21 protein-coding genes are annotated in these 21,255 nt (G+C 32.0%); 9 read left to right on the top strand and 12 right to left on the bottom strand.

What is annotated here, in order from left to right:
- The 6 genes from V7Q04_RS10055 to V7Q04_RS10030 form a co-directional block, all read right to left on the bottom strand.
- Entirely contained in the window at window positions 1–1,626 is a 1,626-nt protein-coding gene (locus V7Q04_RS10055) for a carboxylesterase/lipase family protein (RefSeq protein WP_333804921.1), read from the bottom strand.
- Window positions 1,627–1,658: 32 nt separating this feature from the next.
- Entirely contained in the window at window positions 1,659–2,645 is a 987-nt protein-coding gene (locus tag V7Q04_RS10050; RefSeq protein WP_333804920.1) for a zinc-binding dehydrogenase, read from the bottom strand.
- 10 nt (window positions 2,646–2,655) lie between these two features.
- Window positions 2,656–3,684, bottom strand: coding sequence for a radical SAM/SPASM domain protein, ACGX system (acgM, locus tag V7Q04_RS10045; protein ID WP_333804919.1), 1,029 nt, complete (start codon window positions 3,682–3,684; stop codon window positions 2,656–2,658).
- 18 nt (window positions 3,685–3,702) lie between these two features.
- Complete coding sequence (folP, locus tag V7Q04_RS10040; RefSeq protein WP_333804918.1) at window positions 3,703–4,536, bottom strand: dihydropteroate synthase; 834 nt, start codon at window positions 4,534–4,536, stop codon at window positions 3,703–3,705.
- Window positions 4,537–4,594: 58 nt separating this feature from the next.
- Window positions 4,595–4,792: an ACGX-repeat peptide gene (gene acgA, locus V7Q04_RS10035; protein WP_333804917.1), complete on the bottom strand. Its 198-nt coding sequence runs from the start codon at window positions 4,790–4,792 to the stop codon at window positions 4,595–4,597.
- Window positions 4,793–4,979: 187 nt separating this feature from the next.
- Entirely contained in the window at window positions 4,980–5,327 is a 348-nt protein-coding gene (locus tag V7Q04_RS10030; protein WP_333804916.1) for a MarR family winged helix-turn-helix transcriptional regulator, read from the bottom strand.
- A 233-nt stretch (window positions 5,328–5,560) separates the two neighbouring features.
- On the opposite strand from V7Q04_RS10030, the gene V7Q04_RS10025 reads away from it, so the two are divergent.
- From V7Q04_RS10025 to V7Q04_RS10005, 5 genes are all read left to right on the top strand, one after another.
- Complete coding sequence (locus V7Q04_RS10025; protein ID WP_333804915.1) at window positions 5,561–5,851, top strand: hypothetical protein; 291 nt, start codon at window positions 5,561–5,563, stop codon at window positions 5,849–5,851.
- Between the two features lie 152 nt (window positions 5,852–6,003).
- Complete coding sequence (locus V7Q04_RS10020; RefSeq protein ID WP_333804914.1) at window positions 6,004–6,753, top strand: DNA/RNA non-specific endonuclease; 750 nt, start codon at window positions 6,004–6,006, stop codon at window positions 6,751–6,753.
- 13 nt (window positions 6,754–6,766) lie between these two features.
- Entirely contained in the window at window positions 6,767–7,030 is a 264-nt protein-coding gene (locus tag V7Q04_RS10015; protein ID WP_333804913.1) for a hypothetical protein, read from the top strand.
- A 57-nt stretch (window positions 7,031–7,087) separates the two neighbouring features.
- Window positions 7,088–8,020 carry a WYL domain-containing protein gene (locus V7Q04_RS10010; RefSeq protein ID WP_333804912.1) on the top strand — a complete coding sequence of 311 codons (933 nt, stop codon included), beginning with the start codon at window positions 7,088–7,090 and terminating at the stop codon, window positions 8,018–8,020.
- 76 nt (window positions 8,021–8,096) lie between these two features.
- Window positions 8,097–8,279: a DUF3606 domain-containing protein gene (locus V7Q04_RS10005; protein WP_333804911.1), complete on the top strand. Its 183-nt coding sequence runs from the start codon at window positions 8,097–8,099 to the stop codon at window positions 8,277–8,279.
- Window positions 8,280–8,738: 459 nt separating this feature from the next.
- Here V7Q04_RS10005 and V7Q04_RS10000 read toward each other — a convergent pair whose 3' ends face one another.
- Window positions 8,739–8,975 (bottom strand): hypothetical protein, encoded by a 237-nt coding sequence (locus V7Q04_RS10000; RefSeq protein WP_333804910.1) that lies wholly within the window; start codon window positions 8,973–8,975, stop codon window positions 8,739–8,741.
- Between the two features lie 131 nt (window positions 8,976–9,106).
- Here V7Q04_RS10000 and V7Q04_RS09995 point away from each other — a divergent pair, with 131 nt between their 5' ends.
- From V7Q04_RS09995 to V7Q04_RS09985, 3 genes are all read left to right on the top strand, one after another.
- Window positions 9,107–12,091 carry an HsdM family class I SAM-dependent methyltransferase gene (locus tag V7Q04_RS09995; RefSeq protein ID WP_333804909.1) on the top strand — a complete coding sequence of 995 codons (2,985 nt, stop codon included), beginning with the start codon at window positions 9,107–9,109 and terminating at the stop codon, window positions 12,089–12,091.
- Window positions 12,079–12,693 carry a hypothetical protein gene (locus V7Q04_RS09990; protein ID WP_333804908.1) on the top strand — a complete coding sequence of 205 codons (615 nt, stop codon included), beginning with the start codon at window positions 12,079–12,081 and terminating at the stop codon, window positions 12,691–12,693. The genes V7Q04_RS09995 and V7Q04_RS09990 overlap by 13 nt, the downstream gene beginning before the upstream one ends.
- Window positions 12,694–12,818: 125 nt before the next feature.
- A complete protein-coding gene (locus tag V7Q04_RS09985) occupies window positions 12,819–14,357 on the top strand; it encodes a GNAT family N-acetyltransferase (protein ID WP_333804907.1) in 1,539 nt (512 codons plus the stop codon).
- Between the two features lie 73 nt (window positions 14,358–14,430).
- On the opposite strand, the gene V7Q04_RS09980 is transcribed toward V7Q04_RS09985, so the two are convergent.
- From V7Q04_RS09980 to V7Q04_RS09960, 5 genes are read right to left on the bottom strand one after another with little or no spacing between them, the layout of a single operon-like run.
- Window positions 14,431–15,891, bottom strand: a complete 1,461-nt coding sequence (locus V7Q04_RS09980) for a hypothetical protein (protein ID WP_333804906.1) — start codon at window positions 15,889–15,891, stop codon at window positions 14,431–14,433.
- On the bottom strand, window positions 15,869–16,945 hold the full coding sequence (locus V7Q04_RS09975) for a TniQ family protein (protein WP_333804904.1): 1,077 nt from the start codon (window positions 16,943–16,945) through the stop codon (window positions 15,869–15,871). The genes V7Q04_RS09980 and V7Q04_RS09975 overlap by 23 nt, the downstream gene beginning before the upstream one ends.
- Window positions 16,932–17,852, bottom strand: coding sequence for a TniB family NTP-binding protein (locus V7Q04_RS09970; RefSeq protein WP_333804903.1), 921 nt, complete (start codon window positions 17,850–17,852; stop codon window positions 16,932–16,934). The genes V7Q04_RS09975 and V7Q04_RS09970 overlap by 14 nt, the downstream gene beginning before the upstream one ends.
- A 13-nt stretch (window positions 17,853–17,865) precedes the next feature.
- On the bottom strand, window positions 17,866–19,755 hold the full coding sequence (locus V7Q04_RS09965) for a Mu transposase C-terminal domain-containing protein (protein ID WP_333804902.1): 1,890 nt from the start codon (window positions 19,753–19,755) through the stop codon (window positions 17,866–17,868).
- Window positions 19,748–20,461, bottom strand: a complete 714-nt coding sequence (locus V7Q04_RS09960; RefSeq protein ID WP_333804901.1) for a heteromeric transposase endonuclease subunit TnsA — start codon at window positions 20,459–20,461, stop codon at window positions 19,748–19,750. Before V7Q04_RS09960 ends, V7Q04_RS09965 begins: the two co-directional genes overlap by 8 nt.
- A gap of 119 nt (window positions 20,462–20,580) precedes the next feature.
- Between V7Q04_RS09960 and V7Q04_RS09955 the strand changes: the two genes are divergently transcribed.
- Window positions 20,581–21,249, top strand: a complete 669-nt coding sequence (locus V7Q04_RS09955; protein WP_333804900.1) for an ATP-binding protein — start codon at window positions 20,581–20,583, stop codon at window positions 21,247–21,249.
- Window positions 21,250–21,255: the final 6 nt, after the last annotated feature.

Genomic DNA, 21,255 nt, shown 5'->3' with positions numbered 1-21,255 from the left:
TTATTTTTGAGTGCTATGCATCATTGTATTGATAAAGTCAACATCTTCTGCGTGAGAGATAGGTTGCATGTTGCTTTTTTCAGAGATGCGCAATTCAACACGATTTTGATCACTGTATTTTTCCCATTTAACATGATTTGGTAGCATTCTTCCTCCATTAGGGTTTCCTGTTTTAATAAAATTTGTCCATGCGGTATACATTTGGTCTGCAACTAATTGTGCATGTTGATCTTTAGTGATAGAGTGCATATAATTGTGAAAAATGTACTTTAATTCCGAAGCATGTGCAACGCCAAACTTTGTTCCTTTTAAATCAGGATCTACAAAATCAAAGTGATAAGCAAAAACGTCTTCACCTTGTTTGGAGAGGGCATCTGCATAAAGGTACATACCACTACGTAAAATGGAGAGTGTTGCCAGCTCATTGATGCGTTGAGCGACAGTATGTTTAGCCGTTATAGGATACTTTACTAAGATTGCCTGCGCATTTGTCCCAAACATGGAAGAGACGAGTTTGATGTAGTCTTCGGGTGTGCTTTGTGGATTTACAAAAATAGACGCTTCATCACTATTAAATCCAAACAAAAGTTTGACACGATTTAGATTGCCTTTTTGAAGCTCTTCGAGAGGATTTTTTGGAAGTACAGATCCATCAGGAATGGGCCAAAAGGTTTTCACTTGAGGTGGAGTAATCTCTTTTTCGATCGGAAGAGAAGTTGCCAATAGTTCTTTTACGGGTATTTGACGCAGTTGGCTGAGCCCATTTTGGGTATCTTCAAGTCCAAAGTGATGAAAAAATCCTGCACTTAATGCTGTAGCTTGTTCATAAGATACTGCCGTTTTTGGGGCAACTGCTTTAAGCATCGTTAAGGCGCCACTTTCCATGATGGCTTGTTGAAAAAGCCCTTTTGCTTTTGGAGAGCTGATTAATGCACTGACGCTGTATGAACCAGCAGATTCTCCTCCAATGGTCACACGTTTTGGATCACCACCAAAAGACGCAACGTTGTCTCTCACCCATTCTAAAGCCATAATCATATCAAGAAGTGCCCAGTTTCCTGTTGTTCCATATGTTTCGTAAGCTGTTTGTGATGGTAAAAATCCTAATGTGTTGAGTCTATAATTGATGGTAATTACTATAATCCCTGCTTTTGCAAGCTCCGTCCCTTCATAAAGAGGCTGAGAACCAGAACCAAGGGTATATCCACCTCCGTGAATAAAGACATAAACGGGCAATTTCTCTTTTTGAGTGCGCTCAGGCACCCAAAGATTTAAAGAGAGACAATCTTCCGAAAAATTTCCATCTCCTTCTTGATAACACATTGGACCAAAATGCGTTGCATCTTTAACACCTTTCCATGATTCCACTTTTACTGGTGGTGCAAATCGTAGTTCATTGATAGGTGCTTTTGCATAAGAAATTCCTCGAAAAATACGTATATCTTGATGTTTCATTCCTTTGAGTATTCCATGAGGTGTTTGTTGCATAATAGGTGTTTCATCACTCCATGAAGATGCTTGAATAGGAGCAATGACTTCAGAAACCCATGCCATAAATTTATCTTCTGCTATTACAGAACTCATGAGACCAAATATCAAAAGAATATTTAAGAATTTTAGATACATTTTGTAAATCCTTGTAACGAGTTTCACTCGGTTTAATTTGTTAAAATAACAATTTTTCCATTGGCTCCATTGCTCTCCATGAGTAAATGGGCCTTAGAAATCTCTTCAAATTGAAATATATATGCAATTTTAGGTTTGATTGCATATGTTTTTATATGTTCAAAAAGTTTATTGATAGTCTCTTGTGTTGGATAGTTGCTAAAAAATGAGGTTATATAAGCTCCATTTGGAATTGCTTTGATTATATCAAAGGAAGCAATAGCACTTTTACTTCCTAAAATACCTGTCAAACAGAGGATGCCTTTAGGGGCTAATGCGGAAAGAGAATCTTCAAGTGTATTAGTTCCTACGAGTTCAAGAATTTTATTGATTCCTGCAGGAAGAAGTTTTTTTAGTGTGCATGATATCTTACCATCATCAATTATGACGTCATCTACTCCCATCTCTTTCAAAAATACCTTTTTCCTTTCTTGACGAGTTGTTGCTATTACACGACATCCAATGCTTTTTGCAAGCTGAATAGCAGCAATTCCTGTCGCACTTGTTCCCCCTCTTATCAGCAAGGTATCACGAGCTTCTAAGTTTAGGCATTCAAATAATGATCCAAAGGCTGTAAAATAGCTCTCAGGAATAGCTGCAAGCTCTGCCCATTCTAGATCTGATATTACTGAAAAAACATTTTTTGTAGGAAGTAAAGCGAATGTTGCATAACTACCATCAAAACTACGTCCCATGCCACCCATAAGAGCAACAACGCGATCGCCTTTTTTAAAATGGCTATTAGAAGGATCAGCAATTTCTCCAACACATTCAATACCTGGAATTCTAGGAAGGTTAATGGAGGGTGCGTCTGCTTCATAACTTCGAAACATAATTTCAGAACGATTAATACCAAATCCTCTAATCTTTACAAGTACCCAATCTGGTTTAATGTTTGGTATAGGAACAGTTGTAGGCATAAGTTCTTCCGCTTTACAAGTATGATGTAAAATAACTGCATTCATCTCATTTTTCTGCATTTTTGTCCTTTTACGATACAATTTTCCAGCATTGTGGATCGGGCGAATACATATTATGCGTATAGCCATATGCCACAGCAGGGCATCCTCTACAAAAGCGCAATAATTCGCACTTACTACATTTCTCAAATGCCTCATAATTGCGATAATCATCCATCTTTTCGCTTAAAAATATCGTGTCTAAACGTTCTTTATAGACATTCCCAACGGTACTATCCATACGTCTGCACGCCAAGACATCGCCATTAGGAAGGATAGTTAAATGTGAATTTGCACAATTACATCCATCGTAAATGATATCATCCTGTAGGTTGGATGGAATGATAAATTCACCTTTTTCATATAAAAAAAGTGTCCACAGATGATCTTTTAGATTAAATGCGGTTTTTGAATCTTTATAATCCTCAAATTTCTTCCAACAAATTTCTAAAAAATGTTTATATTCTTGAGGTGAAATATGTAAGTTTTTTTCTAAACTAGTAGGGCAATACCGTGCAAAAGCAAAAATATCGACCTCGTAGTAAACAACCGTATCAATGAGCTTTGGTATTTCAGATAGATTGAGTTTTGAAACCGTTGTCATAATGGCACTTTTAATACCTGCTTTTTTGAGATACTTTATTTTTTCAAGTGTTGTTAGAAATGAGCCTTTTTTGCGAATAAAATCATGAGTTTGCTCAAGCCCATCTAAAGACATTTGATATTTATCACAACCATAAAATTTAAGTTTTTCACATACTTCTTGGTTCAGATGAAATGGGTTCCCTAAAATTCCAAATGCAATATTATTCTTTTTAAGTATCTCAACTATTTTCCAAAAATCTTTATGTAAAAGAGGATCACCGCCCGTGATAAAAAAATAGGGAATGCGATTTAATGTGTTGCACATTTCTAAACAATTATCCAAAATAGAGTAAATATCTCTTATCGATGTTTCTTTAAGAGCAATTGCATTATCTTCTGCAAAAATATAACAATGTTTACATCGCTGATCACATTCATCAGTAATATGCCATTGAAAAGTAAAAAAATTATTCATATGTTTCCTAAATGTATTTTATAAAGCTTTCAGTGCATCGACAATTTTTAAAGCATATACAGTCTCTTTAACATCATGAACTCTGATAATATGAGCTCCTTCTCTAGCTGAGATAACAGCTACAGCTAAGCTTCCTTCTAATCTGTCTTTTACCTCCGTCTCTAAAATCTCGCCAATAAAACGTTTACGTGAGGCTGCCATTAAAATAGGAAATCCTAAATTTTTGAGTTGTGATAAGTGATGGATTAGATACAAGTTTTCATTTGATGTTTTATTAAATCCAATACCAGGATCTAAAATAATATTTTCTTTTTTAACACCGGCATGCATTGCTATTGAAATGCTTTCTTGTAGCTCATCCTTAACATTATTCAAAACGTTTTCATAAGTAGTTGGAATATGAATATTATCAGGGCTACCTCTCATATGCATGAGAATAGAAGGGACATTGAGTGCTGCTGCAACTGCTGCCATATTAATATCCCCTTTAAAACCAGTAATGTCATTAATAATGTGGGCACCAGCTTCAATACATTTTTTTGCAACATTTGCTTTATAGGTATCAATAGAGATTGGAATAGTTAATTCTGTACGTAATCGTTCTATGAGTGGTAATAATCTTTGAAATTCTTCTTTTTCATCAATTGATATAAATCCTGGGCGTGTAGATTCTGCACCAAGATCAATAATATGTGCACCTTCATCTTCGATTTCATGTGCTCTTTTAAGTGCATTGTCGATATCAAAATATTTACCTCCATCGCTGAAAGAGTCACGAGTAATATTGAGAATACCCATTACTAAAGTTTTTTTTGTTAAATCATATGTTTTTTTAGGTGTTGCTAATATCAAGTTATTTCTTCCAGATTTTTAGTATAAAACCCTCGCCAAATACGAGGGTGATAAAGAGCTACTTATCACTAGCACCACATGATGAACCACACGCACTTGGTTTAGGCTCAGGTTTTTTTGTATCATCACTAGCGCCGCATGACGATCCACAAGAACTGCTGTTTATTGAATCTGTATTGAAATAACCTTGTGCTGTTCTTCTTGATACATAATGTTGTCTATTTTCCCATGCATTTAATGATTTTAATTTGCTCATTTGAATCTCCTAAATTTATATTACTTGAAATTATTTATGTTAAAAGACACCTAATTGTCATAATTAGGGATCTTAGCCTATAGTATGAAAATACCTATCTGATTAAGTGTAAATTTTATTGTGATGTCCTCCCTTTTTATGATAGTCAATATAAAATAATTTGATATCTAAATATTTATAGAAATTTTTATTCAATTCTCTCAAAATTTTCAATTGATTTTTCAAGTAAAAGTTCTAATAATATTGATTCAGAATCTGTTAGCCCTTGATATGCACATTGATTTAACTTTTGAGAGATTAGTTCAAATACAGGTTTTAACTCAAACCCTTTAGGCGTGAGCGATACCTTTGTAAATCTAGCATCACTGTCTGATTTAACACGTTGAACATAACCATTTTTTTCAAGTTTTTCTATCAAAACTGTAACAGTTGGGTTTGTTCTATGAATTTTTTTTGCAATTTCGCTCATGTCATAAGATTTACCATCAAATAACAAACTTAATATGTCACCGTGACTAGGAGCGATATCTGACAATTTACATTTCTTTAGTTCAACAATAATAAATTTATTAGCTTTTTCAGCCAATCTACTGGAAAGTGTAATAAGTCTTTGAGTTTTCATAGCGAAATTATAATTAGATATCTAATTAATGTCAAGCTAATATTAGTCTGAGCAAAAATTTTATGTTTTGAGCAATATTTAAAATAAGTATAAAAATTTTTAGATTATGGTTATAATTCTATATATTTTCCTAATAAAGAGTTTTTATGAAAAGTATCCTCATAAGCCTTCTGCTCTTGCTAACCCTACAATTATTTGCCTCTGATGTTCAAAACAACTTCGTCATTCAGACAGGCTCGAAAAATTGTGAATCGATTATAAAAGATGGCAATAAAGATTTACTTGCCCAAAGAGGTTGCTGTTCACATCATGGTGGGGTTTGTGGTTGCCAAAGTGGTCGCGTAACCTGCTGTGATGGCAGTTATAGTCCAAGCTGTACATGTAAAGGTGGTGAAACTATTATTGATGAAGATGAAGGATTTAAGATCAAACTCTAATAAATAAATTCTATTTACAATTTTATAAATAAAAACCATTTTAAATAAATTTTATTTATTTGCACGTCCTTGATTCACATCACCCACATATCTCACGTTGATATGCTAATATCCAGCTTTAAAAAGTATCTTCTTTAGTTAGGACTTCATTGATGAAAAAAGCATTATTTCTCACTTCATTATTTTCAATTATGCTCTATGCAGCACCAACAGCTTGTCCGCAGTTTTATCTGGATGCAGAAGCACCAGAAATCGTGAATGAAAAATTAGCAGCTAAAGCCAAAGAGTTATGTTTTGAAGCATTTGGTGTCATGCATAGTGGTATTTCTAAAACACCATTATGGAGTGCAGAGTATTTAACTTCATCTGCCATTGATGCCGATGTTAAACGTAAAGATAAATTCCATGAAGAAACCCAATTACCGGTAAGTGAACGTTCTGAGCTCAAAGACTATGCTAAAAGTGGTTATGACAGAGGGCATATGTCTCCTTCTGCTGATATGCCAACCGAATCAGCTCAAGCAGATAGTTTTAGTTTAGCTAATATGGTTCCTCAAGATCATAATAACAATACGGGTATCTGGTCTAGTATTGAATCAGCAACAAGGTATTTAGCTAAGAAAGAAGGATCACTGTATATTATTACAGGACCTATCTATAAAGGCACACTCAAATCCATTGGTAATGGAGTATTAGTACCAACCTACATCTATAAAATTATCTATTCTCCTAAACAACAAAAAGCAGCCGTCTACTTTACCAATAATGAACCAGGAAAAGCGTATCACATTATCTCTGTTAAAGAGTTAGAGATTCTTAGTGGTATTAACTTCTTTCCCAAAATGAGTGAAGAGAAAAAAGCACAACTACTGAGTTTACCAGAACCAAAAGCGTATAAGTAATAAGGAATTTAGAATGAAAGAAAAACTACTTTGTATTGATCCCTATGCCAATGAAGAAGATGTTATCCATATTGGAGAACTTGATATCGAAAATAGACTTGATAGAATCTCTATACACGGCTCTGTGGATATCACCAAAGATCAACAAGGCTTAGAGTATGCTTTTGCACTTAAACGTCAAATAGATACCATTGTAGAGTATTTAAAGAAGCAAGCCTTGCCTGAAAAAATCAGTGTTGAGAATGTAGCTAAAGAGGTAAATAATCCGTTTGAGTAACATGATATATGCTACAATAGATTGCTTGATGCAATTACTAGTATATAAAGGTAGCTTGTGAAACCTCAAGATATCACTGCAATTGCTTTTCTTCCAAAAATTATTGATAAATTACTTCAAGAAAAATCTGTAAATATTACTACTGAAGCAAAAAAATACAATATTAGCGAACGCACATTAAGGGATAATTTTTTCAAAATTGTAAAACCTATTTTTGGTAATGAATTAAAATTTACAAGAAAAGACAACAATTGGAAATTAATAAAAGACCATCATATTAATGCAACTTTTATTACATCAAAGGAATTAGTTTATATTCAAAAATTAGAAATATTAAGTAAAAAATATCATGCTATATTCCCAGAAATTAAAGATATATTTGATAAATATAAAGATATGTCAACGGATATAATATATAAAAAACAACCCCATGAAAGGCTTAACAAAAAGGGGTTAATAAAATATAAAAAAATCGAAGAAGCAATTTTAAATAATACGGTTGTTAATTGTACCTATGAGGGCAATATTAGAAAAATTCAACCTTTAAAAATAATTAGCCTAGATGGTTTTTGGTACGTTGGAGTTTTTAAGATTAATGAAAACAAGAGTCAAGAATACAGAAATTACATCTTAACAAAAATAGAAGATATTGAAAGTACGGCAGAACAAGGAGAACCAGTTACAAAAGCCCTAAACAGGAAACTAGAAACTGCTATTAATGCTTTTTTTAAACCAACAAATAATGATATCGAAATTAAACTAGAAATGCATTCAAAATATATTGAATTTTTCAAAAGAAAGACATTATCTCCAACACAAAAGGTTTATCCTTCTGCTTCTGATTATTGGTATCTTGAAATTACAGTAACTAACTTGTATGAAATTATACCAACCATACAACAATTTTTCCCCCATATCAAAGTTATTGAACCTCAAGAACTTCAAGATGAAATTGTGAAAAACATAACTTCTTATTTAAAAGAAAGCTAAGGCAAAAATAATTGCCTTAGATACGCATAAATCCATTGTATAATTCTAACAACAAATTAAAAAATGGAGGATATAAATGTCAGATGATTTAACTAAAAAAGGGCCGAAAGACGCTTCAAAAATCAACGTAAATGAACCATGGGAGCTAAAATATTGGACTCAAAAATTCAAATGCTCAGATGCAGACTTAAAAGCTGCTGTGAAAGCTGTTGGAGTATCTGTTATAGCAGTTCAGACGTATTTACAAAAAAATAAATAATTGACTGTTTAGCTATCTATAAACAAGTAGATAGCTAAATTGATTTTAGGCCAACAGAAATGGGGTACAATTGGACTGATTACATATTACTGGCTCTCATGATTATTTTTTTAGTTCTAAGCAAAAAAATTTCGTTGCTTATTCAAAATAAAATCAAAAAAAAGGGAGGATCAAAAATGAGAAACAACAAAGAGCCACATCACTTCAAAGCATCAATTTTAGAAACTATTCACGCTATTGGAGCTAGTATATATGCCAGTATTCTTTTGGCCTAAGATCAATACAATTATTTTTTCGATAAGTATCTATACCCACTATCCTATTGATAATCAGTAATCTCAGCAAATCGTTTTTCCGTTAATTTTCCATTTTTATATAGATATACTTTAATACTGGTATAAATATTAGAGATGGTTCCAGAGTGGTGAATAAAGAGTTGAAAGTTATTCCAAATATTAATTAGTCTAAATTCTGTACTTTTTCCTGCAATTGTTTCAAGATATTAATAGTTGTCGAAATTGATTCTGTATTGTGAAAAGACTTTAATAACATCTTGTAATTTAAGACCATAGGTACCCACTTCGGAATAATATCCCACCCTTTAACAGCAGCATACGAATAGCCAACTTCATTTGCAAACTGTTCTTGGGTTATCTGTAATTTTTTCAGTGCCTCTTTAAACTCTTTTCTATTCATATTAATCTTAAAGTATAAATTTTATACTTATATTACAACAAAGAACTTAAATTTATACTTTTTTGGTATAATATACTTAAATATGAAGTAAGGGAATATATCTTGCTTTATAGGCTTATGAAAGAGGTAGTATGAAACATATATATGAACAATTAGAAATGGTAAATGTTTCTAATCTACATTTGTATACAAAAAACATAGATATTCAAGAGCTACCTTTAAGAGTAAACAAATCTTTACATGCTATGAAAATTAGTCCACACTCAATTTTTATCTTTAATGGTAAGCCATTAGTTCTATTTTTTCAAAAAACACTTTATAAAGAAACTGTTTTTAAGCAATGTTGGAATTTTACTGAATCTCCAATTATTATTATTGAAGATGAATTTAATTTTGAAATATACAATGGATATGATTTTGTTTTAAACAATGGAAATTTTTTACTTTCTTCTATAAAAGATCAAGAAAATTTAAATTATTTATCACTCATAGATGGAAGCTATTTAGAAAAAATTCAAGATTTCAACAAAGATATAAAGCAGGTAGATACTAAACTTCTTGAAAATATAGACTACGCTAGAGAAGAGTTAATTGATAAAGGATTAGTTAAAGAAATAGCTAACGCATTAATCGGTAGAATTATTTTTATCAGATATCTAATCGATCGAAAAATAGTTTTAAATTTTGATCACAAGATTAAACCATTAACAAATGATGACTTAAAAATAATTTTATCTAGTAAAGAAAAAACATATGAATTATTTAGCTATTTAAAGTCTAAAGATGGGTTTAATGGTGATTGGTTCCCGATTGTAGAAGATAAAGAAAACAATATTTATGAAATAGCAATTGTAGAAGAGTTTCCTCATTTAAATATCTTAAAAAATTTGATATCAGGTACTGAGATCAAGACAAAACAAGCTTCTTTATTTGATATTTATGACTTTTCTATTATCCCAATAGAATTTATATCTAATGTATATGAAAGTTTTATTGGAGAAGAGGAACGTTCAAAAAGTGGGGCATACTATACTCCTAAATTTCTAGTAGATTATATATTAAAGCACACTGTTGATAAGTTTTTTGAAGAAAATCCAAATGTATATAATTGTAGTGTATTGGATCCTGCATGTGGAAGTGGAATATTTCTAGTGGAAGTTTTACGTAAACTTATTAAGCAGTTTGAAATTGTACATTCTCGTCCAATTAAACCAAATGAAATTATTGAGTTAGTTATTAACAATATATATGCTATCGATAAAGATAAAAATGCAGTTTTAGTCAGTGTATTTTCTTTATACCTCACAATGTTAGATTACCTTAATCCAAAAGAGATTGAAAGTTTTTTATTTCCTTATTTGATGGAAAGTGAAAAAAATCCTAATAAACCTAACTTCTTTAACAATGATTTTTTTGATACAAAAGCATCATTTAATGCAATTATTAAAGATAAACGGATTCAATTTATAATTGGGAATCCACCATATGGTAGAAGCACTATAAAAGAAGGTTCTCATGCTGATACTTATGTAAAAGCCAATAATCTTTTAGTAGGAAATAGAGATATTGTACAGCCTTTTATGATGAGAGTTAGAGATTTCGCTAATAGTAATACAAAAATAGGTTTTATAGTAGCGAGTAAAGTTTTATATAATTTACAAACAAAAGACTTTAGAATACACAACTTCTTTAATAACTTTTTGATAGAACAAATATTAGAGCTTTCTTCTGTAAGAAAAGAAATTTTTGAAGGAGCGGATGTTCCTGTTTCTATAATATTTTATAGAAAAGGAACATTAGAAAAGCGATTAAAAAATGTTTTTACATATATTTCTATGAAGCCGAGCCCTTATTTTAAAAAATTTAAAATTTTAATGCTGGCAAAAAATGATTTTAAAAAAATACAACAAAAGAAGATTATTCAAGATGATAGTTTATGGAAAACTTTAATTTATGGTAGCTATTTAGACTATAAATTTATAAAAGCATTAAAGAATTCGTATTGTTCAATTTATGATTTTTCTTTAAAAAATAATTATCCAATAGGAATGGGAATACAAGCTACAAAAGGGAAATCCAGTATTCCTGAATATATAGGCAAAGATTTTATCGATATTCCAAGAGGAAAAGAATCGGATAAATACTTAACAAATTTTTATATAGCTAAAGATTTACCAAAGTGGACAATCAAAGATGTTCATAGAAAAGGAAATTCTAATTTATTTAAACCTTACTCTGTACTAATTACTAGAGGTGTGGATGTTGAAACATTAAAGGCAAAAGCAGCAATATTAGATAGAGAAGCTGTTTTTAAACATACTTTGACAGGAGTCAATGTCCCAAATATAGATATTGCAAGAAATTTTTCAGGGTTAATTAATTCAAGTTTTTTTGCGTATTTTAATTTACATACAGCTAGCTCTTTAGGTATTGAAAGAGAACAATTACATGATGAAGAGAAGTTAAAATGTCCTTATATTGAAAGTCAAGATATTATTCAAATAGCTCAAGACATAGAAGTACTTAAAAATGAATACTCGGATACTAAAACTACTAATATATTTCGCTATCACAGTCAATTAAGTGCACTTATGTCTAAATTAGATAGTACCATCTTAACTAATTTAAAAATAAATGATGAAGAAAAAGCTTTATATGACTATGCAACAGAAATCATTATTCCATGGGTAATTTGTAAAAACTATGCTACGACTTTTAGGAAGCTTACGTATAGAGAACAAAAGCTTGAAGAATATGCAAATGTATTTATAAAACACTATTCTACAATATATGAACAGAATCAAATGTATTTTCAGGCTAAAATAATCTATAGTAATCATATTATAGGGATAAAATTTCAAATACTAAAAGAAAAGCCTTTACAATCGATAATTTGGGAAAAAGAAGACAATATTAAAAATTTTCATGTTTTTTTAGGAAATAAAACTTTAGATAATTTATTCATCCAAAAGGATATTAAAGGCTTTGAAAAAAATGGTTTTTATGTAATAAAACCAAATGAGTACAAAAATTGGCATAAAGCCATTGGCTATTTAGATTTCTATGAGTTTAGAGATGCCATATTAAAAGCAGGAAAGTCCCAATGGGCGAAGTAATATTTGAAGAACTTGATGCTACTCCTTTAGAAAGTTCAGAAATTAACTATAAGACAGAATTTCTCAATCTCATGTGCAAAATATATTCATGTTATCTTTTATTGATCAAAGATGGCGTAAAAGTTCCAAAAAATAATGAAAATGCTATTAGAGATATATTGCTTTTAGATTATATAACTAAAAGAAATATAAGAAATGTGGAATGTGGAATTTATGGTTTTAATTTTGATAAAGAAGTTGATGTGGCAAATGGTAGAGTAGATATAAAAATTTTACCACAAAAGTATGACTTTGAAGAGTTTGATGCGTATTTTACCATTGAGTGTAAAAGACTTGATGGTAAAAAAACCTTAAATGCTGCATATGTAGAGGATGGTATCAAGAGATTTACTACACAATATAAGTCTTCTACTGCAGAATATTATTATCCATCATATTATGGTATTAATGGAATGATTGGCTTTGTTGTTCAAAGTATTAATATCGATGAAAACATGAAAGCTATTGATAAAAAATTTTATTTAATAAAAAAAGATGTTTTATATGGCTCTAATCATTGTAATGTTGAATTATTGCATATGATGATGGACTTTTCACAATAAGTAAAAAATACTATCGAATATCTTTTTTAAATAAAATCTATCTATAATTGTAAGAACATTTTCAAACCTTTTTGATACAATATATTTATCAAAATAAGCAAAAAGATATTATAAAAGATTGAGAAATGAAACCAAAATATTTAATAGAAACACCTCTGGAAAATCCTAATTTACTTCATGAAATGTCAATCTTATATTCAGAAAATTATGGATTATGGGGGGAAACTGCTAGAAATCCATTTACAAGAATTAAACTTAGTAAAGAACGGCTCTCATTATGGACATCAAAAAACAATACTTACATTGCGACTGCTAGATGTGAAGATCAACTAATAGGATATGCCATAGCCACAGTCGCTTCTACTAACAAAAAAGAACCTGATAATAAATCTAAAATCATTTCATGGGTTACACAATTGGTTGTCCATGAAAAATATAGAGAACAAGGTATTGCAAAAAATCTTTTACTGTCTTTCTGGGGGCTTTCTAATTATTATGCATGGGGAATTTTAAGTTCAAATCCATATGCAGTGAAAGCATTAGAGAGTGCTACTAAAAGAGTTTCTCATCCTGCGATTATTAATAAGAAAAAAAAGAAAATTATATCTTTTGGCAAAAACAATATTCATTATATTACTCAAAATACAGAATTTATTATAAATGATCATGTTTCAAAAGCTAACACTATGTTTCCTTCAGATATATCAAATATTCTTACAAAGTTGAAGAGCGTTGAACAGAAAAGCGAAAAAGAATGGATTATGGGAGATATTGAAGAAGGGTGGGAATGGTTTGCCTTTACTTTCAATGAACAGGATATCAAAAATCCATCAAAAGAGGAAATTACTGAGCTATTAGATTCTTTTGATGCAATGGCTCAAGATGCTTATTCAAGAATGTTGATAGATAATAATCACAAATGGTCAAAACATACAAATAAGGAAGTGTCTTTTATTATAGATAAATGTGATCTATCTAAAGATAGCGAAGTGTTAGATTTTGGTTGTGGCATCGGAAGACATAGTATTGCTTTGGGAGAAAAAATTTTTCATGTAATGGGAATAGATTATACTCAAGAGTTAGTACAAAAAGCCCAAGAAGCAAATAGTTTCGATTCTGTTATTTTTCAAGTTGGAGACTGTAGAACTATTAACTTAAACCAAGAGTACAATGCTGTTTTATGTCTATATGACGTCATAGGGTCATTTATTCATGAAAAAGATAATATGCAGATATTGCAAAATATATATCAGCACACAAAAAAAGATGGCTATGCTATTATCTCTGTTATGAATTATGAATTAACAAAACATATAGCAAAACATATTTTTACATTTGAAAAAGAACCAGATCATATTTTCAAGATTCCTCCAAGTGAAATTATGGAAAAAACTGGTAATATCTTTAATCCTAAATATTATATTATCGATGAAAGTACACGAGTTATTTATAGAAGAGAACAGTTTACAGCTGGAACTAATTTACCAAGAGAATTTATTGTAAGAGATAAACGTTATACAAAAGATGAGATTGAAACAATGTGTCAAAGGGTTGGTTTCAAAATTATTTTTTCTAGATATGTGCAGGCTGGGAAATGGGACACATGTTTAAGTCCTACTGATAAAAATGCAAAAGAAATTTTAGTTTTATGTCAAAAAGATTAGCTTCTCTCCTTGATTTTACATCCTTGTGATATCATGTTTTTTAGAGACTGCCATATAAAATGATTTTAATTGATCATTTGATTGAGCACAATAGTTCTACTTCTTTAGGCAGATAAAACTTTTTTTTTGCAACAGCTAAATACATGCCACGTAAATCTCCTTTAAGATCTTTTTTTAGAATGATGACATTTGATGGAATATCAATATTATGTAAATAACCTACCGTTACTCTAATGGCTTTTTGAAAAAACTTCAATTCTTGGCTAGGATATATCAAATAAATAATTAGTTCTTGTTTTAGCATCAAGGTACTCTTAATGTGAAATTTCAATTGTTTTTTGTCACTAGTTTCTAAAATTGTACCTCTCTGTTTGAGAAAAGTTAGGAAGCCCATCAACGAATTGTTTTGTCCAGGATATTTCCATAAATAGCCATCTAATATATTGTTTGTTAAATACTCACTATCAAAATATCCTTTATATTCCAATAATTTTGCCGCACTACCTAAAGCCAATCGAATCGATCTAATAGAACCTTTATGTTGCGTTTTACTTTGTAAATGTTCATAATAAGCCTTTAAAATTTTCGATTCCCATAATCCTTGTTTGAACTTTTTAAGATACCGATCAATCATATCTTTATTGGCTTGTTCCTCTTGGCATACTTTATCAATTATTAGCAATCCAATTTCATTTAGAAAAGTTGTCACGAGTAAATTCTTCCTACTTATCGCTACTGAAAAGCTCTGAACAACTTCTTGATAGTTTGGTATTCTTCCAAGATTTTCACATAATGAATCGATTTGAAAAAAATAATCTATATACTTCATGATGTGCGTTGCTGCAAACACAAAACCTCTACGATCTTTTAGCCACCATCCAAATTGCTCAAAATACTCTCCCATATACTTTGAAGACAAAAGGGTCACACCAAATTTGATCCTTTTTGTTAATGTATTCACATAAGTACATTCTTTACATAAATTCCCTCTTCCCGCACTAATTATCTCTCCACATTGAGTACATTGTTTATCCTGTTTTGTTGCACATAGCGCACAAATTGCTCTATGGTTTTCATCGTATGTATATGTTTTGCGTTGCTTCTGGCAAAAGCTGCATATGGGGAGTGTTTTGTTATAACATCGATGACATAATAGTTGTGACTCGCCATTTAAAAGCTTCCTATTTGATACACTATAATATGCATTATGACAGGCTGAACACGTTTTAAACTCTCTAAAATATACAGCACATGTTTTGCAAACAGGGCCATCTTTTGTAATCAAACCAAACTTATACTCATTCCTATTACAGCGAATGCAAGGTTTGTCTTTTACCTGGCACACCTTGCATATTGGCACTTGTAAATCATTGGATATCTTTTTTCTTTTTCCACAAAGAGAGCATATTTGGAATGTAAAAAGAAGATTGAAACATTCCTTGCAATAATGCTTTCCTTGATATTTATAGTCCCAATCTACAAGTAGCTTATGGCAGCTATCACACGGCTTATTAGAGATATTTGCGTATTTCATCCATCAGCCTTTCTACTTCCTCTGGGCTTCTTGGTTCAAGAGCTTTACTATGTTTTTTCCTTTCAACACTTATTCTTCCATTATCTTTTAGTTGAGATATAAGGTATTCTATAAATGGCGATAATGTATATCCAGCCTCCAAGAGCATTTGACGTGTTATCCTATAATCCATAATAAGTGCAAAAATACCTTTGGCATCATATTGGAATAGGTTCTCAATAAAAGAAATAAGAAGGTAACGTTGCTTAACATCAATGGATTCTAGTGTTTGTCTTGAAGAGAAATCATAGTGGCGAGGATAATGTGATGTTAGCTTTTCAACAAGTTTTTGCACGGCTTCACAACGATCTACTCGATGAAATAAAAATATTAAAATATGAATCGTTGCAAAAATATCTGAAATCGTGATATCAGGAGGTTTTAGAATCATTGTATCCACATGGTCTTTGAAAACAACATTATTAAGTTTTTCTTGAAATAGGATTACATCATTAGTAGCTTTTACAATTGGGGCTCGTCTTAAATCAAATCCACATTTTTGACATTTGGTAAAATCAGTATTGGTATAAGTAATAAGGTGTGGTGAAAAAACAGTATAACACTTGGGGCAATGCAGTTGTAGAAGTATTCCATGCTTAGGGCAAGCAACGTTCCAAGATAAACGCCACTGCTTTTTGAAATATATAGGAGGGTCATCCAAACAATGCGAACAAAAATGCAACCCATTGATACGGGTTCTATTACGTTGTCCTGTTGGGATTATCCATGTCCAAGCAATTTTTGGATTGAGTTTTTGTTGATGTGTGATTGCTTTGATAATGGGCTCAAGTGTAAGTTTTTGAAGTTCAAGATACGATAATCCTGTATATTTGGAAAGAGGAGCTGCTTTTTCTTGCGGGAAGAATCTATCACAATCTCTTGTCCAAAAGCGATACATATCCTCCCATATTCCTCCGCTAAATCCTAGAGGATCGGTTTTATTAGCAATAGCTGTTCTAATTAACCATGAGCTTAATAATTCATCCTCTAAAGGTTTAACATTAATCGGAAGCAAAAAGTATCTCCCTTGCTGATCTAGTATCCGTTGGCTTAACCCACTTATGCTTTTCAATAATCTCTTCTGTAATCTCTTCAATGCCATGTTGAATTGCATAGCGTGTGCATTCAATCAGTAATCGATGCAAATCACCTAGATTACCCCTAGAAATATTATATAGGCGTGTTGCTTTCTCTTTTTTATCAAGAGCAGAAGGCTTTTTAAGTGGTAACCTTTTTTCAAATGCCATAAGCATACCTCTAAAGTTCTTATCCAAATCCCATTTATCTACTCTCACAAGATCAAAGCGACTTATATTTTGAGGTTCTGATGCTAAAATAAGCGCAGCATCTTTTGTTCCAACGCCAACAATCGGTATCATAAGCTCATTGCTAAGGTTTTTAATAGCATCCATCATAATTCTTTGTTTTGTTGCAGTACCTCTAAGCAAATTATGAATTTCATCTAATATCAACATCTTCACATGACATTCTCGCATAAGCGCAATTGCTTGATGCCTCAATTTTGCTAATGGGTCTGTTGGCCTAAACGAAGTGAAAAATTTCTCAAGAATGGCAATATAGAGATCTTTTTCTTCAGAGCTCTTCATTAAAGCATAAATGACCGGCTTTGATGCTTTAGTCATTTCTTGCGAATCCACAAATACTCCATCTTCATACATTGAACGAAACTGATGAATAATAGATGTTTTCCCTATATTAGATTCACCAATAATAAGGAGCCCTTGAACTCTAGGCTTTTTATGTGCGCGATTGAGTGCCTGTATAAGTAATTGAATAATTTCATCACTTTTAGGGTAATTTATCCAAATATTTTCATCTAAACTAGCAATTCGTGCCTCATCATTAACTTCCATATACTGTCTAAAGTCTGGATGCAAGTGAGGATATAGTATAGTATTCATGGGATTACCTCGTTTAATTAAAGACAGGGATATCATCATCCCACAAAGAGTCGTCAATCTCTATTTTCTTTGAATCAATTTTGATTTCTTTTGATGAAGCAAGTTCTGGGCGAGCCTTATGAATTTTGGCTTTTTCTAGCTCTCGCCTTACTTTTTTACTTTTACTAGAAGCAGCTAAGGCTTGCCTATGTAATTCCTCTCTGGCTTCAATAATCTCATGATCTGAGATAGATGCAGCATTCTTTTTACCAATCACTTTACGCACTTCTTTGTATTCAGAAGCACTCATTGGTGGTATCTCACCATTAGCGAGTTTAATTTTATAATATGTTTGTGTCATATCGTCATAAAACCACACTTGCCCCATATCTCTAATATCTCGCTTAAAAGTGAATTGCTTTTTCTTTTTTGTATCAGGATCTATGGCATTAATAAAGGGGCGCAAGGCATGATCGTAATAGTTTAAACCATCAATATTGACTCCATTTCGTTGAATCGTTCTGCTATAGCTAGGTAAAAAATCAATTAAAAAGCTTTGTGGATCGGAAGGCTTTGGAGGATAACCTGTTCCTTGTTTAGTTGCATTTCCAAAAATTCCTTCTTGCCATTTTAACTCTGGAGATATCCCTAAAGTAGAATGCCTTCGCCTATTGTAAACTTTTGTAATAAATGTAACAAGCCATTTTTCAAGCTCTAAAAATGTCATTGTTGCATTACCATCAGAATCATAAGACTGCCGTTCTTTAATATTCGAAAAAGTTGTGCCTGGAAGAGAGTGTACCTCTTTCATAACAGTTCCCATCAAACGCTCAATATGACCACCATACTCCTTTTTCGGAATTGGTCTAAAATTAGTGTGTATTCCATGAGCTAAACAGCCTTTTCTTAATGCATCTGATTTAAAATCAGGACCGTTATCTGCATGTAAAGTTTGCATTTTACCCCAGACAGGCCATTCTGCATTAATATCCAATCTAAGAAGTAAGTCATCTTTTGGCATAGCAACATTTGTCATACAAATAGCTAAAGATGTTGCACTTGGAGCATCCAAACTCAAATAATAACCCACGATCATACGACTGTAAATATCAATTGCTAATGTCACCCAAGGTCTACCAATAGACTTTCTAGTTTCTTCATCAACTACTGTAATATCCATTTTTGTATGATCCATTTGGACAATCTGTAGTGGATAATCTGCATTAAAATGATTGGGTTTTGGATCATATTTATCTTTTGCTAAAGAAGCTTCACCTTGTCGTTTCAAACGATAATACTCAGACACGCTAGCAATACGATTACGGATTGTATTTGCACTTGGAAACACTAAATTTTCTTGCTGACACTGGAAAAAGACTTTTTGGATGACAAAAGGAATAGAGAGCCTTTGCTTTGTAAGATAATATTTATCAATCATCTCTTGGATAATAGCTTCAACTCGACTTGGGATTTTAATTTCTCCAGCCTTGCGACCTTTTTTATGTGAAAGTATTCCTGTAATCGTACCTGTTGAAAGATAACATCGATGCCAGCGATAAAGCGTTGTATAGTGAATACCTAATTCTTCTGCATGTTTTTCAATTTCAGCACGTGAGGTACCTTGAAGTAATGGAATAATCGCTTGAAAGCGTTTTTGAGCTTCCAGCCAATCTTTATCTGTGATTTCTTCTAAATCTCGCTTGATATAGCTATTATCAGTAGTATTTTGCACTGATATAGGCTTTAAATTTTTAATAAGAAGTCTTCGAGCAATCTTTGTATGAACATTAACTCCAACTACCTCGTAAAAATCTAATGGCTGTGTTATTCGATACGCTTCATCTTCATACTCAACATAATCATTAATATTGTATTGAACGGATCGCCTATCAAGCTGATGAGCATTGTCATTTTTTTCACTCAAGGGAATCTCCTTCTTCATCAAATCTATCATCACCATTGATCCAAATAGTTGAATTCTGAGTTAAAGGGATATGCATATCACACGCAATTTTATGATTTGCAAGTATGTTCCAAATCTGACCAATCGCTATACCTCTTTGTGTTTGGGACACATATAAATATGCAAGCACATGATCAATTGTGGTTTGACCTAATTTTTCTAAATGGCTTAAAATTCGCTTTTCTTCATCGGGATCATACTGAAGTGTTTTATATCTTTCAATAAAAGAAATATTTTGAAAATATACACCACGAATTCTTCTCTCATCGTATATTTTAAAGATAAATCCATTTTCTATAGCATACTTCATTGCGATTTTAAATTTTGGTCGTAGTTCATTAAATTTTTTACGGAGGATATCATGTGGTTTTACCTCAATAAGTAGAGGTTTATCATAAGGCGAAAATATACTGCCTCCAATTTTTGTCTTAAAATAGACAAGGAAATCAGGAGTATATGAGGCTTCTCTACCATTATTATTGGTATATTCTAAAGTCACTGGCTGTTCAACGACATCAAGAACTTTTTGATTGTACTCTAATAACGTGAGTAAATCTTTTTCAAGTAGGGATTCAAACGCAATACTCTTCTCTTGTCTAAATGAAAAATTACCAGAAACACTGCCATAAGTGTAACCAATTTTCCTATTTTTCATTGATATCTTCATTCTATCACCTTGAATATTGTATAATAGTTTACTGTAAAATTGAAAGGTTGTAGCATGTTTTATTGCAATATGTATTATTTATTGTTAGAAAAATCATGCTTAAACCACCTAGGATTCTCTTGTCTGTAGCATCTTTAACTGGAATTGACAGGGGTAGTAACCAAAGTCGTGCAGGTGAAATTGCATTGGCACATAATGGTATCCTATTTTTTGATGAATTTCCCAACTTTTCTAAAGCTGTTTTAGAAAGTCTTAGAGAACCTTTGGAAGACCATCGTGTCCTCATTTCACGTGTCAATACAAAAGTCAGTTATGCGACCAAATTTCTTTTTGCTGCCGCACAAAATCCTTGTCCTTGTGGCAATCTTTTCAGTCAAACCCATGAGTGTCGCTGTTCCGAAGTAGAGATAAGCCGTTATAAAAACCGTATTTCTGAGCCTATCATGGACCGTATCGATCTTTACGTGCAAATGAGTGAAGAGAGCTCTAAAGAGCAAGGTTTAGACTCCAAAGCGATGTTTGATCACGTCTTACACGCATTTATTATGCAAAAGAAACGTGGGCAAAACGAACTCAATGGCAAACTGGATGAGCACAATACGATGCATTTTTGCACGCTTGATTCACAGGCGAAGGAGAGCTTAGAAATGGCACAAAGCCGCTTTGGACTCAGCCAACGAAGCATTCATAAAATACTCCGTATCGCGCGCACAATTGCCGATCTGGCACAAAGTGATATAATCACCCAAGAGTACCTTTTAGAAGCCCTTAGCTTCCGCAAGCGTTAGGAGAAA

The sequence above is a fragment of the Sulfurospirillum sp. genome (assembly GCF_036802865.1).
Taxonomy (GTDB): Bacteria; Campylobacterota; Campylobacteria; order Campylobacterales; family Sulfurospirillaceae; genus Sulfurospirillum.
Note: the sequence above shows the minus strand (reverse complement) of the source record. Positions and strands in the feature narration are given on the sequence as shown.